Source organism: Staphylococcus coagulans, assembly GCF_002901995.1.
Lineage (GTDB): Bacteria > Bacillota > Bacilli > Staphylococcales > Staphylococcaceae > Staphylococcus > Staphylococcus coagulans.
In genome coordinates this window covers 1-16684 of the sequence record NZ_PPQN01000019.1, presented here as the reverse complement: position 1 = coordinate 16684, position 16684 = coordinate 1, and the positions used below count along the sequence as shown (strand labels likewise).

Here is a 16684-nt window from a genome sequence, read left to right as displayed (position 1 = left end):
AAGTTTTAATAACAAAAACCCCTTCAAATCTTTTCCACACGTAAGATTGAAAGGGGTTTTGTTGTGATGTTATTAATGTTGTGGTGTTAATTCATCATAATGATTTGAATTAAACGTATCTTCATTTAGTTGTTTTGTTAATTTAGCTGTTCCAGTACCTGCTAACATTGAATCGTTAACATTTAGCGCTGTACGTCCCATATCAATTAAAGGTTCAACAGAGATGAGCACCCCAGCGAGTCCGACTGGTAAATTTAAAGCTGAAAGTACAAGGATAGATGCAAATGTTGCACCGCCTCCGACACCAGCAACACCAAATGAGCTGAGTACGACGACGATAACAACAGTTGCAAGGAATTTAAAATCAACCTCTACGCCAGCGACAGGTGCAACCATAATTGCTAGCATGGCAGGATAGATACCCGCACAACCGTTTTGTCCAATCGAAAGACCAAATGAGCCAGAGAAGTTTGCAATGGCTTGAGGCACACCTAAACGGTTCGTTTGTGCTTGAACATTTAATGGTAATGTCCCGGCACTTGAACGTGAAGTAAAGGCGAATAAGATTACTTCGGCTGTTTTCTTCATATATTGAATTGGGTTTACACCAATGATTGCAAGAATGATTAGATGAATGATATACATTGTGATGAGTGCAGCATAAGACGCAATAACGAATTTTCCTAACGTCCAAATGGCAGCAAAGTCACTCGTCGCAATGGTTTTCATCATAATTGCTAAAATTCCATACGGTGTAAGTCTTAAAACAAATGTAACGATAGCCATCACAAGTGAATAGACCGCATCGATACCACGTTTAAGTGTGTGCCCATTTTCAGGTTGTTTACGTGAAACGCGTAAAAAGGCAAAGCCGACAAAAGCCGCAAAGATCACGACAGCAATTGTAGATGTCGCACGTTGACCCGTAAAGTCTAAAAATGGATTAGATGGAATTAACTCTAAAATTTGAGCAGGTAATGTCGTTGCCGTTAATTCTTTTGCCTGACTTGCAATTTCAGAGCTACGTGCATTCTCAGCGTGACCGAGGTCAATGCTAGAGGCATCTAAATTAAAGACAATTGCATAAATAATACCGATGATTGCTGCAATTGCTACTGTTCCAATAAGGAAAGCAAAAATCAATCCGCCCATTTTGGCAAACTTTTCACCAATATCAATTTTCGTAAAAGCAGCAACAATTGAAACAAAGATTAATGGGATAACAATCATTTGCAAGAGTGCAATGTAACCATCTCCCACTAAGCCAACCCACTCTGTCGTTTTTGATGTGACTTTGCTATCAACACCATAAATGAGGTGGAGTAGAAGGCCTAATAAGATCCCTAAACCAAGTGCAGTAAAGACACGTTTAGGGAATTTAACATGTTTTTTCGTCATGAACCAAAGTCCAATAAGAGCGAAAATAAAAATAATTAGATTAATAATAGTTAAAAACACAGACATATCAAAATACGCTTCCTTCTTAATTCCGACTTATACAATAGGATAATAGGAAAAAAGTATAAAATCAAGCTTTATTTTTTATCTGAGCAATTTTGGGCGAAAAGGGTGTAAGCTGTTCTTTCGCTTTAGCATGGCCGTCAATCAATTTCGCCATCAGTGAACCTGCTATAGGTGAGAGTAAAATACCGTTTCGATAATGCCCTGTGGACACATAAAGATGGTCTTCAACCTCTCCCATAATAGGCTCTTGGTTAGGTGTGATAGGTCGAATGCCCGTCCATGTTTTAATCACATGATGATTTTTGAGTTGCGGAATCATAGACAAGCTCTCTTGATCTAACCATGACAAGTTGTTCTCATCATTTTCAATGCTCCAACTATCGAAGTCTGAGGTCGCACCAATTAAGAAACGATTAGGCAATTTGGGCACGATGTAACAACCATTCATATTAAAAATGGTTTCCTTCAATCCTTTATAACAAGAGGCAATCAGTTTAACGTCACCTTTAACTGGTTGAGTAGGTAATTGGATATGAAGTTGTTGGAGTAACGTCCCAGACCAAGCGCCTGCAGCAATAATCAATTCATCAGCTGAAAAGTTACCTTTAGATGTGATGACTGTATAGCCACTGTGACGACGTTCAACTTTTAAGACTTCGGTTTGTGTCATGAGTTCGATATAGTCGCGTTTTATAACGGAAGCAATCAGGGCTTTCGTATAGGTGTTTGCATTAATTTGACCATCATCTTGGATTTTAAAAGCAGCACTTTGGTTAGGGTCGAGTTTGGGGAAACGTTGTTTTAGAGCGTATTTTGAGAGTTGTTTAATTGTGTGATCTTGGCTATGTAAAAATTGGAATTGCGCTTCTACTGCTTGGATATCTTGTTTTTGAGAGGCAACTTTAATTAGGCCGTATTTTTGGTATTCAATATTAATTCCAGTTTCTCGCTCGAGGTCGGCTGCAACTTCAGGCATCATTGCACGACTTTCCATAGCGAGGTGATACAGTGGATTGGCTTCGAAAAACTCGTTCTGTGCACCAAGCATGCCTCCCGCGGCATAAGACGCATTCATTCTTGGTGTGTAACGATCGATAATCCGAATATGTCGGTTTTGAGAGGATAGCTGTCTTGCAATGGATAAACCCATAACGCCGGCACCAATAATAATTGTTTGTTTCATAAAAAAAGCCTCCTGCATGAAAGGATGCAGGAGGAACACGTATATGATTGAAATAAATGATTGAGTCATCATTAAAATGAGTTGAAATAAGTTCATTGTCATCATACGCTTTCCTTCGTTGGTTCTAACCACCTCAGGTTCAAAGAGTTAAGATACATTCTTTCTCAGCTCGCCTCGAGCACCCCTAGCATATAAATTTTTATTTGATTTCATTAATTATTGTAACTTTCATATTAGAAATATGCAAGATACGCAAAGGTTGAATCGCTTTAACCACCGAATAAACGTTGGAAGAAGCCTTTCTTTTCATTGCTTTGAATCGATTGCGCAAGTGCCTGCTGTTCTTTAGTTTGAGTCTCGATACTTTGTTGTGTTTGACTCCATTGTTCACTTTGTTCCTTTTGTGCGACTGTCAGTGATTCAAGGGACTTACTATTCGATTCAAGTTGTTGATTTAATTGGGTATGTAACGCTTTTAATTCTTCTTGCTGTTGATGAACTTGGCTGACCATCTGACCTAACATTTGACGTTCTTCACGCATTTTATTGATTTCATTGCGTAATTCATTGATAAGTTGAGGCACTTGTTGATCGCTCGGTAAGTGTTGTTTATCTTCTTTGACGATAACTTGTAGAAAGTCTTTTTCTTGTTCTAACTCTTCAAAAGCAAGATCATAACTATTTGTACGTGCAACACGTTCTGTTATCTCTTGGAATAATTCAATATCTTCTTCTTTAAAATCAGTCGCTTCTCGACCACGGTATTCTGTTTTATTTAAATGGTAACCACGTTCTTCAAGATGCTGTACGATTTTACGTACTTGCTTTTCACTTAAGCCTGATCTTTGGGCAAATTCTTTTGTCAGCATATATCATTAGATCCTTTCTATTCTTTTTAGACGTACGGAAGTGTGCGTTCAGTGACCCGTCAGTCTGCCTCTCTCATTATTTTAACGGCTTTAAGCATTGATTTCAAGGTCTTATGGACGATGTTCTTTGCGTAAACCCATTTTGACAAGTAATGGATAAATGATACGTCGAGGTATTTGATTCGCATACACATATTTTAAAATGTAGCAGGATTTAACACTTGTACCAAAAATATCCTTAGTTAAAGGAATATTGCCTTTCACATATAAATCTAAAGGAATGGGCTTACCGTTACGATCTAATGAAGGTTGTAAGTATGTAATTTCAGTTTGCTTTTCGTAGCCGTTTTCTGTTAAAAAGTGACGACGGAAGTTAATTTTTCTTGCTGTTTCTTCATCAACATCGTTAGATTCAAATGTAGATTCAAACATAAAGAAATTAACGTCACGACCGTGAAGTTGGTTAGATATACGATTCAGCTCATGCTCAATCTGTTCTAAAGTCGTTTTCAAGCAGGCTTCACAATCTTGGCTGTGTTGTGCAAGAAGATAAATAATAAAGCCGACATTTGTCGTCGCTTCATAGTGGGCTGTCGCCAAGCTCACAATCGCGTCGTCTTCAATACCAACAATAAATACGAAGTCATGTTGGGTTTTATCTGTTTTAAGTGATCGCGCAAAAACAGACGCATCTTCTGTAACAAGATGGTCTAATTTATTTTTATAGAATGCTATTGCTGGCTCATACCATCGATCATGCATAGATTTAATATGTACAAAGTTCATGTTACGTCACCTCTTTTAAGTTAACTCTTGTTTATTCTTGCAAGTATATAGGGTCATTGCAATGATGTAGCAATACATATAGATAGTTGAGGAGTCATTTGTGACTGTTTTTTCTGATAAAATAGATGACTAAGTTGGACCATTCATGACTGACCATGATGTCAAAATAAAGGATAAACAATAAGGGAACGAGCGAGAGTGTATGGAAATCAAGTGTTTCTATAAATCTCCATATTTATCTCATATCCCCGTCCCCATCAAATGATTATGAAATCATGCAGTAACAATAGAACCTAGCGCCCAATCGATTTATTCAATATCCCCTTTATGTTCAGAAGGAGCATGTTTGTCATCATCTGGCGTTTGATATGCAGCATTATTTTCTGGAACTTCATTGCATTCGTGATCAACTCTTTGCGCGATGATTATAATTTTATTATTCACAATGTCTTGTTTAAGGTCCTCTCGCTCATTTTCAGAGAAATTATATTTAGACAAAGCGGCCTCTTCAGCATCTTCACCGATAAAAAAGCGCATAAATTTATCACTGACTGTTCCATTAGTTGATTTGTGTTGAATTTGTGAATCATTGAATCGATCTGTTTTCAATTTTTCTCTGCTTAATACCACGATTTCGCTTTCTTTTAGACCTTCTTTTAATAGTAAATCAACATATTGAATTGCATCATCTTCTGTGCGTGCAACTTTATATTTTTCTACTTTATATAGTGCCATACGTGTGACGCCTCCCGATCGTGTTTTGTAATTACACTACCCTTATACTCCGTTATATAAACGGTTTTATAATGCTATTATGCGCTTAAACAGCACTTTACGCAACGAATTTCCATAAATTTCTGAATACAATAGATTTAGGACGATGCTATTGCGAAAGAGGGTTAAATTTGCTATTATCAGTAGATAATTTATCAAGCTCATATAATCTGAAGAATACGGCTTTAGAAGTTTCTACCATGTTGCCTTAAACGACATGACTATGAGTAATGGTACATCGATGTAGCGTGCTTAATGTATCCTTTCAATCCCGTTGTTCGCATATTTTCGAATTGTCACACAATATTTTGGGTTGGAGACCTGTTATAGCGCCACTTTACAACTGTATGACTATTACTCGTATACCTAAAACGTCATTCTTTAGTTTTGGGTATTTTTGATATCATTTTTATCGAGGAGGAATAGGAGTGGACGCATTAAGAAAAAAGGTCATTGAAGATGGTGTTGTCATTGATGAAAAGATTCTCAAAGTCGATGGATTCTTAAATCATCAAATCGATGCTGGCTTGATGTATGACATAGGTCAAACGTTTCATGATCAGTTCGCAGACCAAGGTGTGACTAAAATTTTGACGATTGAAGCATCAGGGATTGCACCGGCCATTATGGCAGCGCATCGTTTTACCGTTCCTTGTTTGTTTGCCAAAAAAGCGAAACCAAGCACATTAAACGCAGGGTACTATCAAACAGATGTACATTCATTCACTAAAAACAAAACGAATACAGTGATTATCTCTGAAGAGTTTTTATCTCCAGAAGATAGAGTATTGATTATTGATGACTTTTTAGCCAATGGAGAAGCTGCGTTAGGCTTACATCGTTTGGTTGAGCAAGCAGGAGCGACAACAGTGGGTGTGGGAATTCTAGTAGAAAAGAGTTTTCAACAAGGACGTTCACGATTAGAAGAGGCAGGCTTAACTGTATCATCGTTATGCCAAGTTGCTTCATTAAAGGGGAATAAAGTAACTCTAGTAGGAGATACAGAATGATGAAGCGATTTTTGTTAAGTTTACAACATTTATTAGCGATGTATGCTGGGGCGATTCTTGTTCCGATTATTGTTGGGACAAGCTTACATTTTACAAATGAACAAATTGCGTATCTTGTCACAGTCGATATTTTTATGTGTGGTGTAGCGACATTTTTACAAGTTTATCGTGGTATCGGTATAGGATTGCCTGTCGTTTTAGGGTGTACCTTTACTGCGGTTGCACCTATGATCTTAATCGGACAAACGAAAGGTATTGACGTTTTATATGGATCACTCTTTCTGTCTGGCTTATTAGTTATTTTAATTGCACCATTTTTTGCTTCACTCGTAAAACTATTTCCACCTGTTGTAACTGGAAGTGTTGTTACAATTATTGGGATCACTTTGATGCCTGTTGCAATGAATTATATTGCAGGGGGTCAAGGTGCAAAAGATTATGGTGATCCAAAACACATTTTACTCGGTTTTGCGACACTCATTATTATTTTGATTTTACAACGCTTTGCGCGTGGTTTCTTAAAATCCATTGCCATTTTGTTAGGTTTAATCTTAGGTACTATTTTAGCAAGTGTATTTGGGTTAATTGATATAGCTCAAGTAGGACAAGCCCATTGGTTTGAATTACCTAAGCCGTTCAGATTTACAGGATTTGCTTTTGATTTTGGTGCAACATTAGTCTTTTTCATCGTCGCATTAGTGAGTTTGATCGAATCAACAGGTGTTTACCATGCTTTAAGTAAAATTACTGGTAAGAAACTTGAACGTAAAGACTTTAGAAAAGGTTATATGGCAGAAGGTATGGCGATTACTTTAGGTTCTATCTTCAATGCATTCCCGTACACTGCTTACTCTCAAAACGTGGGTCTTGTATCCCTTTCAGGTGTTAAGAAAAATGATGTCATTTACGGCATGGTTATTTTATTAGTCATTTGTGGCTGTATCCCTAAACTGGGCGCATTGGCTAATATTATTCCACTCTCTGTACTGGGCGGTGCGATGTTGGCAATGTTCGGTATGGTCATGGCATACGGTGTACGTATTCTCAATGATATTGACTTTAAAAATCAGAATAATTTGTTGATTATTGCAATATCGGTCGGGCTAGGTGCAGGTATCACAGCAGTACCTGAAGCGTTTAAAGCACTTGGTGACCAATTTGCATGGTTTACACAAAATGGGATTGTTTTAGGCACAATATCAGCAATTCTCTTGAATTTATTTTTTAATGGTATTAACGCTCAACAAAATGATGAAAATGTGAAATAATATAAGTAATAATTTGAATGGAGGCTGTAAATAGTATGTGGGAAAACAAGTTCGTAAAAGAAGCACTCACTTTTGATGATGTACTTTTAATTCCGGCAGAATCAAATGTGTTGCCAAAAGAAGTAGACTTAAGTATAGAATTATCAGAAAAAATTAAGTTAAATATTCCGATTGTATCAGCCGGTATGGATACGGTAACAGAGTCTAAAATGGCGATTGCTATGGCAAGGCAAGGTGGCTTAGGTGTTATTCATAAAAATATGAGCATTGAGCATCAAGCAGATGAAGTACAAAAAGTGAAACGCTCAGAAAATGGTGTCATTACAGATCCATTTTTCTTAACGCCTGAAGAAAGCGTCTATGAAGCGGAAGCATTAATGGGCAAATATCGTATTTCTGGTGTTCCTATTGTAGATAATAAAGAATCACGTCAACTTGTTGGTATCCTAACAAACCGTGACTTAAGATTTATAGAAGATTTTTCAATTAAAATCTCTGATGTCATGACGCAAGAAAATTTAATTACAGCTCCAGTTGGTACAACACTTGAAGAAGCGGAAGAAATTCTTCAAGACCATAAAATTGAAAAACTCCCTCTTGTTGAAGATGGTGTTTTACAAGGTTTAATTACAATTAAAGATATTGAAAAAGTACATGAATATCCTTATTCAGCAAAAGATAGTCACGGTCGCCTCCTTGTTGCCGCTGCTATCGGTATCGCAAAAGATACAAGCATTCGTGCTGAAAAATTAGTTGAAGCCGGTGTAGATGCATTAGTTATTGATACAGCACACGGTCATTCACGTGGTGTTATTAATCAAGTTAAAGAGATTAAAGAAAAATACCCAGAAATTACAGTGATTGCAGGTAACGTTGCGACTGCTGCAGCAACAAAAGCATTGTTTGAAGCGGGTGCAGATGTTGTGAAAGTGGGTATCGGACCAGGTTCAATTTGTACGACACGTGTCGTAGCGGGTGTCGGCGTTCCTCAAATTACAGCTGTTTATGACTGTGCAACAGAAGCACGTAAACACGGTAAAACGATTATCGCTGACGGTGGTATTAAATTCTCTGGCGATATCGTTAAAGCGTTAGCTGCAGGTGGCCATGCTGTTATGTTAGGTAGCTTGCTTGCAGGTACAGAAGAAAGTCCAGGTATGGTGGAAGTCTTCCAAGGTCGTCAATACAAAGTTTACCGCGGTATGGGCTCATTAGGCGCTATGGAAAGTGGTTCTAACGATCGTTACTTCCAAGAAGACAAAACACCTAAAAAATACGTACCAGAAGGCGTTGAAGGACGTATTGACTACAAAGGGCCATTACAAGATACAATCTACCAATTAATTGGTGGCGTTAAGAGCGGTATGGGTTACACAGGTTCACGTGACCTCAAAGCATTACGTGAAGAAGCACAATTTACGAAAATGAGTGCGGCAGGCTTAGCAGAAAGTCATCCACACGATGTTCAAATTACGAAAGAATCACCAAACTACTCATTCTAATTGGTAAAGGAGTACAAATAGTATGGAAATGGCAAAAGAACAAGAACTCATTCTTGTCCTCGATTTTGGTAGTCAATACAACCAATTAATTACGCGTCGTATTCGTGAAATGGGCGTTTATAGTGAATTACACGATCACGAAATGCCAATTGAAGAAATCAAACAAATGAACCCTAAAGGTATTATTTTATCAGGAGGTCCTAACTCAGTTTATGCTGAAGATGCTTTTACGATTGATCCTGAAATCTATAACTTAGGCGTACCCGTTTTAGGTATTTGTTATGGAATGCAACTGACAACGAAATTACTCGGTGGTAAAGTTGAACGTGCCAATGAACGTGAATATGGTAAAGCAATTATCAATGCAAAATCTGACGCGTTGTTCTTTGGCTTACCTGAGGAACAAACTGTTTGGATGAGTCACTCTGATAAAGTGATCGAAATTCCAGAAGGTTTTGAAGTGATTGCGGACAGTCCAAGTACACAATATGCAGCGATTGAAGATAAAAAACGTCGTATTTATGGTGTACAATTCCACCCAGAAGTGCGTCATACAGAATTTGGTAATGACTTACTACGCAACTTTATTCGTCGTGTATGTGGATGTACAGGTGAGTGGACAATGGAAAACTTCATTGATATTGAAGTCCAAAAAATCCGTGACAAAGTAGGAGATCGCAAAGTTTTATGTGCGATGAGTGGCGGTGTTGATTCATCTGTTGTTGCGGTATTATTACACAAAGCGATTGGTGATCAATTGACATGTATCTTTGTTGACCATGGACTTTTACGTAAAGGTGAAGGCGACATGGTAATGGAACAATTCGGTGAAGGCTTTAACATGAACATCATTCGTGTAAATGCTAAAGACCGATTCATGTCGAAACTTGCGGGTGTTTCTGATCCAGAGAAAAAACGTAAAATCATTGGTAATGAATTTGTTTATGTTTTTGATGATGAAGCGTCAAAATTAGAAGGTGTCGATTTCTTAGCACAAGGGACACTTTATACGGACGTTATTGAGTCTGGTACAAAAACAGCACAAACCATTAAGTCTCACCACAATGTAGGTGGTTTACCAGAAGACATGGAATTCGAATTAATTGAACCGATTAATACATTATTTAAAGATGAAGTGCGTGCTCTAGGAATTGAGTTAGGTATTCCAGAACATTTAGTATGGAGACAACCCTTCCCAGGCCCAGGATTAGGTATCCGTGTACTTGGTGAAATTACTGAAGACAAATTAGAAATTGTGCGTGAATCAGACGCAATTCTACGTGAAGTGATTCGCCAAGAAGGTCTAGAACGTGAAATCTGGCAATACTTCACAGTATTACCAGACATTCGCTCGGTCGGTGTCATGGGAGACTACCGTACTTATGACTATACAGTTGGTGTCCGCGCAGTCACATCTATTGATGGGATGACAAGTGACTTTGCACGCATCGATTGGGAAGTCTTACAAAAAATCTCAACACGTATCGTAAATGAAGTCGATCACGTTAACCGCGTTGTTTACGACATCACATCAAAACCACCAAGTACGATTGAGTGGGAATAATTAAATAGTATGAATGAGAGGCTAGAATCGACGTTGTTATGCGGTTTCTAGTCTTTTTGTTTGTACTTTTAATGCTACGCAATCCGCTATAAATGTAAGGTATAGCCCTAAGATACATTTTCAGTTGTCAATAAACTGTTGAAGAATGTTGAAATACAAAATTACATTAAGGGTCAAAAAGAAAAGATACTTGATGAGGGTATACTAGAAGTCAAAGAGTTATTGTATTTAATGAGTAGAACTGCAATAGGAGAAGAAACTGAAACGAGAGAAGTTGTCGTTAAACGTGGTGAGTATGTCCGTAACCCAGATACAAATAGAATGAACGTAATTTATAACGAGCATGTAGAAACGATTGATGTACCAGCTAAAATAAGTGATCGTAACAAAGCGCGTGAAATGTTAGTAAAGTATCATAGCTTATTTACAGATAAATTAGATGTGAGTCTTGTAGCGCCAGAATTTGTTGATGATATTCAGTAGATGATTAATGCAGAACCACTGCCTTTTATTAGGTGGTGGTTTTTTATGGAAAATTGAATACAGTGTTAAATGTTAAAAATTTATTCGGGGATACTCAAGAAAGAACTAGAGAAAAAAAGAATTGGAAGAGCTTGCTGGCGTTATTAACAACAGTGATTAGCAGAGTCCAAGTTTGGACTTTGTTAATTCAAATGATAGTATATTATCTAATGAAACTTATCCAGTTAAGGAGGTTTATTATGAGCGGAAAAGATCATAACATGCCTAAATCGCAACAAACGTTATTAGCTATAATAATTTTTGTGTTTTTACTTGAAATCATACTGACAGCTTTTTTCATTTCATTTAGTTCGCCTATTTTCAAAGGATTAACGATTATACATGGAATATTAATTGTTGTATTTCTTACTAGGCAGATCAAAAGAAAAGGTTTTTGATATATTAATAGAATTATTTTTAGTATGTGAACACCCTTATTATTTAGGGTGGTTTTTAATAAAGGTTTTTTGTGTTAAATATGATGTGAATTTGCTAAAGCGGACTATGTAATTAAGAATTAGTGTTTAGATATCAATAATACAGTTGAAAGAAAACGATAATATGATAGGCTTAATATCGGGATGTTTATTAAGGGATTGTTTAAATTCTGAATAAGGAGTTTTTACAATGTACAAAAACTTAAGAAAAATTGCCACTGCTAGTATTGCGACCTCTCTTTTGATGGGGCCTGTTTATTTTACGGTAGAATCAGGTAAAGCTAATGCTGAAACTGTTAAAGCAGTTGATGAGGAAATGAAACAAAGAGAAAAAATTGGAAATGCTTTATTAGAAGAAATAGATAATAGTAAACAAGACTTTAAAGATCCGAGTGTGGCTGAAAAATTAAAAGGACAAGTTAGAGATTATAAAAATGGGGTAGCAGAGAGAGGTAAAGCTACTATAACGGCGAAAGCTGGAGCTAAAGCTATAAGAGCTACTGTTAATAAAATTGGAGAGAAAGCTTGGAATAAATTAGTTGCTAAAATAGAAAATACTACTGGCACAAAGTTAGTTATGTTCCATTATCAAAGTATTAATAAGTTTTGTGACATTTTAACGGGTTTTGAAGGTAATTTAGCTGATGGTATAGCTACAGGATTAACTAATAATTTTGGTTTCAATAAACAATTTGCTTATATTGTAGCTAGAGCATTCATTGCTATTGTATTGTAGGTGTACTTGTGATGAGCACCAATAAAAAAATCTATTTGGCGTTTTTAGTAATAACTTTTATTATTTATATATCTTTACCTGTTATTATTGGGGAGAATACATTTGATGCTCGCTTGTTTGTTATTTTCCCTTTACTGTTTTTTGGAGCATTCTTGTTTTCATCTAATAACAAAAAGAAATAAATTAACCCCCATAATTTAAGATGGGTGTTTTGTCCTTTGAAATAAACATAGCTCATGTTGGGTTATATTTACTGATATCGGAGTCGTAATTTAATACGGCTCTTTATTTATGTTTTAGAAATCAGTGAATGGGTAAAATTAAGTATCTTGTGGCTAACCACTTATAAAATTCTCACTCATCGTTAAAGCGACCTGTAAAAGGGTCTTTTTTTATTTGTGATGAATATAAGTACACTAAAAAGACTGTATGAACGATTCGTTAATTTCGTTAAATATGACATCATGTTAAACGCTAAAGATTTAATTGGAGATATTCAAGAAAGAGCTAGAGAACAAAGAATTGGCAGAACTTGCTGGAGTTATAACAACCCCAGCTTTAGGATACCTTTTGATAATTAAATTTTTCGCAGCTTCGTATAGTTTTTTGTTCGATATTCATATAATTAAACTTACTGTAATTTAAGAGAACCAGTGTCTCAAAAATTGTTTATTAGTTATTAATATTGGGTAATTGAGAGAAAAATTTTAGATAAATAAGCATGTTTAATAGTAGATGAAGTAATGGTTATGGAGCAGCTTACGAACAATGTTACGTTTGTAGTGTAATTAATATATTTAAAGTCATAATTGAAGTATAAATTTGACTATTACAAGAATTCTTGTGGTAAAAAGTATAATATTTTAAATTTAGCTGTACGATTTACAAAGCTATATAAGAGAAAAATCGAAATACATCCGAGTATTAAAAAAGTAAGTTTGTATAGGGAGAAACACTTTCACAATAAAATAGAAACGTTCTTCAAGGGCATAAAGTCTTTTAAAGTATAACTGTGCACTTAAATTTTCGTATTGCATATTTATTCGTATATAGATATGAAAGAATATTGAAAGTATATTATGATATTTTAAAATATCTAGGAGGGATCAATATGAAAATTTTTTCGAAAGTGTTTATATGTACAATAATAATGTCCTTGATTTTATCTGGGATTGGGAGTTCAAATACGAATGCATCTAATAAAATTATCAAAGAAGATATAGATGTAAATAAAAGCGTTAAAAACACAAAAACCAGTGAGAATAAAACTGGCGAAGTATCACGTCTTTCTGCATCAATAAATAATGATGAAATAAATTTAGATACTGTATTAACTAATGACTTCAATACAGGAGACATTAATTTATCTGGGAAAATCTCTAATTTAGAAGAATCTAAACAAGTAGATTATACTGTTGATTTAACCTATGCGGATGAAGAAGATATAGCTGGATTTTTAATAGATAATTCAACTGGTGAGGAGCATGAATTTGATACAAGATTGGCCGAGGCTTCTGCTGCACCTTTAGTAGTAGTGGCAGTTATGGCTGCAAGATATGGTATCCAATGGGCTATTAAAAAGTATGGTAAAAAAGCAGTGAATAACGCTATAAAATCAAATACGCATAAAGTAGCGAAAGGAATAAACTCTAGACTTCTAACTAGTAAAGGAGTGGATATCGGAAAATTTACACAAAAAGTAAAGGGGAAAAATCCAGTTTATAGAGATCCTAAAACTGGGTGGTCAATTTCAAGGAATAAAGGACAGTCTCATGGAGGATCGTATTGGAAATTGTTGGATAAAAGCGGTACAAGAAAAGCGACTTTAACTAAAGATGGAAAAATACTTCGTAAATAGGATGATTTATAAAAATGGATAATATTATTAATTGTATGTCAGTAAGTGATTTAAATTTTTCTGAAGCCGAAAATGCAATTCATTTAGATTTAAGTGAAGGTGAATATCCTTTTTCAGATGATGGAAAAAGCTTTAACAAAAATTATTTTACAATAGTTCATAGAAACTCAATTCAAATCTTACAAGATTTATTTCATCAAAGTAATAATATTGATATAGTTCTAGTATATTATTTATATGGGAATTCATTTAAAAAAACTAGGTTCAAAGAAAAGTTTAGTTATTTCAATAATAACGAAACACCAAGTTTTAGAGAATATACTAACAATGAAGGCATTCAGTGTTTTGTGTTTGCTTATAAAAATAAAAGTTTGAAGGATTTAAATTATAAAAAGTTAGCGAGAGCGATTTGCAATCAAGATTTTAAAGGTTTATTCCCGACGATTAATCAGAAAGATAATTACTTAGATATATATTTAATGGATAGTGAAAGAGGCATATTGTACCATTTGTATGATGATAGGGGGCTTTGGCTATATTTTATAAATAAGCAGTCATATATAAATTACTCCCAAAAATACAGCAACCTCTTGTTTGATGTAAGCGATGAAATTGATTAAAATTTATTTAATATTAATAATACTAATTTTATCATCTATATTCATATGTTTGAACTATAATTGCAAGAATGAAAAGACTAAAATTGCAGTTCTAGATACAGGGATTGAAAAGAAAGCTATTAATAGCAATGTAATATCTCGTGATTTCACTTTAGATAACTATAGAAATAGCGTACACGCTAATAAAATTTCAAAGATTATAGAGTATAGAGCTGATATAGTTATTTATAATGCTAAAGTTTTGAACCGTTATGGCAACGGAAGAGTGGCGGATACTATTTCAGCACTTGATTGGGCAATTAAACATGATGTAGACATTATAAATATGAGTTATGGATTTACTAAAAATTATCCTGAGTTACATAAAAAGATAAAAGAGGCTCATGAAAAAGGTATTATTATTGTAGCAGCTAACGGTAACGATATTTTTGGAGGTCAAGAATTTCCAGCTGCATATAATGAAACTATATCGGTTGGAGTATTGAATAAGGATGGTTCAAAATCTGTTTTTAATTCTAACGATGATGCCGACGTATATATTTCGGTTGATAAAAAGTTGTCTAATAACGTTGAAAATACTTCTATGGCTACAGCATCTGTGTCTAATAATTTGGTTAAAGTATGTAAAAGAGACTTGAAAAACATGGACAAAGATGAAATCCTTAAGTTAATTAATGAGTTAAATTAATTAGTTACAAAAACTATAATAATTATATTTACACAAAAGTTAAAAGCTGAGAATCACTTTGGTTCTGCTTCCAATTACAGCATAGATAATCTCACACGTTGCAGGCAGTGAATACGTAATTGAATACGTTAATTATGAAGTGATGTTAATTGATGAGAAGTATTTAGCTGTAAAAACACTGTAATATCAATTGTTATAAGTTAATATAAACTAGCGAAAAACACTCATTTCATCGAGTGGGAATAATAACATAGTATAAATGAAAGGCTAGAGATACCGTTGTGATGCGGTTTCTAGCCTTTTTTGTTTAGCGTTGAATACGTAATGCTAAAAATTGATAAAATTTGCGAACTTTTGAGCTACTGTTCTACATAGCCTTAGTATAATGTTTCTGTTCATCGGTGCGAGTGTTTGCGTCCGATTTCCTTCAGATTCCACTTCACAATGGACACCCTTGTCTTTCGCTAACAGTTCCTATTATCAAGCCTGTAACGGACTTTCATCGACAAGTTGTTACCCATCCCGGACGCTCTAAAAATGCCGACAAGTCCGCAGTCTTTGTCGGCAGTCTGACACGATATTACAAATTGTATCGTGCTTCCATGATATATGAATTAAAAATTTAACTTAGTATTTAACATTTTAATCAATTCTTCAGAAGCGCTAATGACATCAATCGTATCAACACCAATCTTTAATAAAGATTTATCATCATAAAAAATGATAAAAGGTTGAATCTGACTGTTCTTGATATACATGCAATAATTTAACACTTCTGTAACATCTATATTGTATATACTAGAAATGATATATTTTTCATAACCGCAATGAATATTTTCACGCCAATTTTTTATATTAATATACCATCCAAGTCGAGTCACCTCTCTTTTACAATAAGGTGAGATAATTTTTGATAGGAATGAACTATTAATCTTTGACTTAAACGATAATCTTATTATTTCTGCAAGGTCTCTCTTTTGAATCGAGTCAATATCCCATCTTATTTTGTAATTATCTTCAACTTGAAAATAAGGAGTTTCACTGTTTAAGTCAAATTGAACTACTAGATTTTTAAGTTTAATCTCCATGATTAATCTCCAATTCTTTTTAAATTAGCTTCATATGTGGCAATACGTGTTTGAGTAGAAAACTCTGACTTGTTTTTCAGCGACTCCCATGCCGTCTCATTTGTTTGTTGTGGAACTTATATAAACCAATAGGGATAACGTAAATATGCGTGAGTAGAGATTTTTATATAAAAAAAGAGGCAACCGTCGCAACAGTTAACCTCAAGTACACTCCGCAGATGTGTACCGCTATTTGTTTATGATTATACATTTTCATTAACTACATATCAAGAAAAATTATTTATATAATGATTAATTTGCCTTAACTTATTGAGT

Annotated in this window: 16 protein-coding genes and 2 riboswitches; of the genes, 10 read left to right on the top strand and 6 right to left on the bottom strand. The window is 34.9% G+C overall.

The genetic code is table 11. The features are described 5' to 3' along the window. Window positions 1-72: 72 nt before the first annotated feature. The 5 genes from CD118_RS05390 to CD118_RS05370 form a co-directional block, all read right to left on the bottom strand. Window positions 73-1464, bottom strand: coding sequence for an L-cystine transporter (locus tag CD118_RS05390; RefSeq protein WP_050331873.1), 1392 nt, complete (start codon window positions 1462-1464; stop codon window positions 73-75). 64 nt (window positions 1465-1528) lie between these two features. Then, window positions 1529-2647, bottom strand: a complete 1119-nt coding sequence (thiO, locus tag CD118_RS05385; RefSeq protein WP_060830450.1) for a glycine oxidase ThiO — start codon at window positions 2645-2647, stop codon at window positions 1529-1531. A 93-nt stretch (window positions 2648-2740) separates the two neighbouring features. Next, a riboswitch (TPP riboswitch) is annotated at window positions 2741-2843 on the bottom strand. A gap of 73 nt (window positions 2844-2916) precedes the next feature. After that, window positions 2917-3516 carry a hypothetical protein gene (locus CD118_RS05380; protein WP_060830449.1) on the bottom strand — a complete coding sequence of 200 codons (600 nt, stop codon included), beginning with the start codon at window positions 3514-3516 and terminating at the stop codon, window positions 2917-2919. 111 nt (window positions 3517-3627) lie between these two features. Next, window positions 3628-4302, bottom strand: a complete 675-nt coding sequence (locus CD118_RS05375) for a hypothetical protein (protein WP_050331870.1) — start codon at window positions 4300-4302, stop codon at window positions 3628-3630. Window positions 4303-4611: 309 nt separating this feature from the next. Further along, entirely contained in the window at window positions 4612-5037 is a 426-nt protein-coding gene (locus tag CD118_RS05370) for a general stress protein (protein WP_060830448.1), read from the bottom strand. 180 nt (window positions 5038-5217) lie between these two features. Continuing rightward, window positions 5218-5320, top strand: a riboswitch (purine riboswitch). A gap of 184 nt (window positions 5321-5504) precedes the next feature. Here CD118_RS05370 and xpt point away from each other — a divergent pair. The 10 genes from xpt to CD118_RS05320 all read left to right on the top strand — a co-directional run bounded on the left by xpt (window position 5505) and on the right by CD118_RS05320 (window position 15281). Beyond that, window positions 5505-6086, top strand: coding sequence for a xanthine phosphoribosyltransferase (xpt, locus tag CD118_RS05365; protein WP_016425675.1), 582 nt, complete (start codon window positions 5505-5507; stop codon window positions 6084-6086). Then, on the top strand, window positions 6086-7354 hold the full coding sequence (gene pbuX, locus CD118_RS05360) for a xanthine permease PbuX (RefSeq protein ID WP_060830539.1): 1269 nt from the start codon (window positions 6086-6088) through the stop codon (window positions 7352-7354). The genes xpt and pbuX overlap by 1 nt, the downstream gene beginning before the upstream one ends. A 35-nt stretch (window positions 7355-7389) precedes the next feature. Continuing rightward, window positions 7390-8856 carry an IMP dehydrogenase gene (gene guaB / locus CD118_RS05355; protein ID WP_050331868.1) on the top strand — a complete coding sequence of 489 codons (1467 nt, stop codon included), beginning with the start codon at window positions 7390-7392 and terminating at the stop codon, window positions 8854-8856. 22 nt (window positions 8857-8878) lie between these two features. Continuing rightward, the gene (gene guaA, locus CD118_RS05350; RefSeq protein WP_060830447.1) at window positions 8879-10420 is read left to right on the top strand and encodes a glutamine-hydrolyzing GMP synthase; all 1542 of its coding nucleotides are present in this window, start codon (window positions 8879-8881) and stop codon (window positions 10418-10420) included. A gap of 138 nt (window positions 10421-10558) precedes the next feature. Next, window positions 10559-10903 carry a terminase small subunit gene (locus tag CD118_RS05345; protein WP_082704430.1) on the top strand — a complete coding sequence of 115 codons (345 nt, stop codon included), beginning with the start codon at window positions 10559-10561 and terminating at the stop codon, window positions 10901-10903. A gap of 239 nt (window positions 10904-11142) precedes the next feature. Further along, window positions 11143-11340 carry a hypothetical protein gene (locus tag CD118_RS05340; RefSeq protein ID WP_050346245.1) on the top strand — a complete coding sequence of 66 codons (198 nt, stop codon included), beginning with the start codon at window positions 11143-11145 and terminating at the stop codon, window positions 11338-11340. Window positions 11341-11569: 229 nt separating this feature from the next. Further along, a complete protein-coding gene (locus CD118_RS05335; protein ID WP_050331865.1) occupies window positions 11570-12115 on the top strand; it encodes a hypothetical protein in 546 nt (181 codons plus the stop codon). A gap of 1111 nt (window positions 12116-13226) precedes the next feature. Continuing rightward, on the top strand, window positions 13227-13973 hold the full coding sequence (locus CD118_RS12100) for an SAR2788 family putative toxin (RefSeq protein ID WP_082704429.1): 747 nt from the start codon (window positions 13227-13229) through the stop codon (window positions 13971-13973). Between the two features lie 14 nt (window positions 13974-13987). Continuing rightward, window positions 13988-14593: a DUF3885 domain-containing protein gene (locus CD118_RS05325; protein ID WP_060830446.1), complete on the top strand. Its 606-nt coding sequence runs from the start codon at window positions 13988-13990 to the stop codon at window positions 14591-14593. After that, the gene (locus CD118_RS05320) at window positions 14580-15281 is read left to right on the top strand and encodes a S8 family serine peptidase (protein WP_060830445.1); all 702 of its coding nucleotides are present in this window, start codon (window positions 14580-14582) and stop codon (window positions 15279-15281) included. Before CD118_RS05325 ends, CD118_RS05320 begins: the two co-directional genes overlap by 14 nt. Window positions 15282-15895: 614 nt before the next feature. Here the strand turns inward: CD118_RS05320 and CD118_RS05315 are convergent. Then, on the bottom strand, window positions 15896-16369 hold the full coding sequence (locus CD118_RS05315) for a hypothetical protein (protein ID WP_060830444.1): 474 nt from the start codon (window positions 16367-16369) through the stop codon (window positions 15896-15898). Window positions 16370-16684 lie beyond the last annotated feature (315 nt).

What these genes read in the sequence shown, in the direction of transcription:
- CD118_RS05390 (WP_050331873.1), bottom strand. Translation starts at nt 1,464, where the DNA reads ATGTCTGTGTTTTTAACTATTATTAATCTAATTATTTTTATTTTCGCT.
- thiO (WP_060830450.1), bottom strand. Translation starts at nt 2,647, where the DNA reads ATGAAACAAACAATTATTATTGGTGCCGGCGTTATGGGTTTATCCATT.
- CD118_RS05380 (WP_060830449.1), bottom strand. Translation starts at nt 3,516, where the DNA reads ATGCTGACAAAAGAATTTGCCCAAAGATCAGGCTTAAGTGAAAAGCAA.
- CD118_RS05375 (WP_050331870.1), bottom strand. Translation starts at nt 4,302, where the DNA reads ATGAACTTTGTACATATTAAATCTATGCATGATCGATGGTATGAGCCA.
- CD118_RS05370 (WP_060830448.1), bottom strand. Translation starts at nt 5,037, where the DNA reads ATGGCACTATATAAAGTAGAAAAATATAAAGTTGCACGCACAGAAGAT.
- pbuX (WP_060830539.1), top strand. Translation starts at nt 6,086, where the DNA reads ATGAAGCGATTTTTGTTAAGTTTACAACATTTATTAGCGATGTATGCT.
- guaB (WP_050331868.1), top strand. Translation starts at nt 7,390, where the DNA reads ATGTGGGAAAACAAGTTCGTAAAAGAAGCACTCACTTTTGATGATGTA.
- guaA (WP_060830447.1), top strand. Translation starts at nt 8,879, where the DNA reads ATGGAAATGGCAAAAGAACAAGAACTCATTCTTGTCCTCGATTTTGGT.
- CD118_RS05340 (WP_050346245.1), top strand. Translation starts at nt 11,143, where the DNA reads ATGAGCGGAAAAGATCATAACATGCCTAAATCGCAACAAACGTTATTA.
- CD118_RS05335 (WP_050331865.1), top strand. Translation starts at nt 11,570, where the DNA reads ATGTACAAAAACTTAAGAAAAATTGCCACTGCTAGTATTGCGACCTCT.
- CD118_RS12100 (WP_082704429.1), top strand. Translation starts at nt 13,227, where the DNA reads ATGAAAATTTTTTCGAAAGTGTTTATATGTACAATAATAATGTCCTTG.
- CD118_RS05325 (WP_060830446.1), top strand. Translation starts at nt 13,988, where the DNA reads ATGGATAATATTATTAATTGTATGTCAGTAAGTGATTTAAATTTTTCT.
- CD118_RS05320 (WP_060830445.1), top strand. Translation starts at nt 14,580, where the DNA reads ATGAAATTGATTAAAATTTATTTAATATTAATAATACTAATTTTATCA.
- CD118_RS05315 (WP_060830444.1), bottom strand. Translation starts at nt 16,369, where the DNA reads ATGGAGATTAAACTTAAAAATCTAGTAGTTCAATTTGACTTAAACAGT.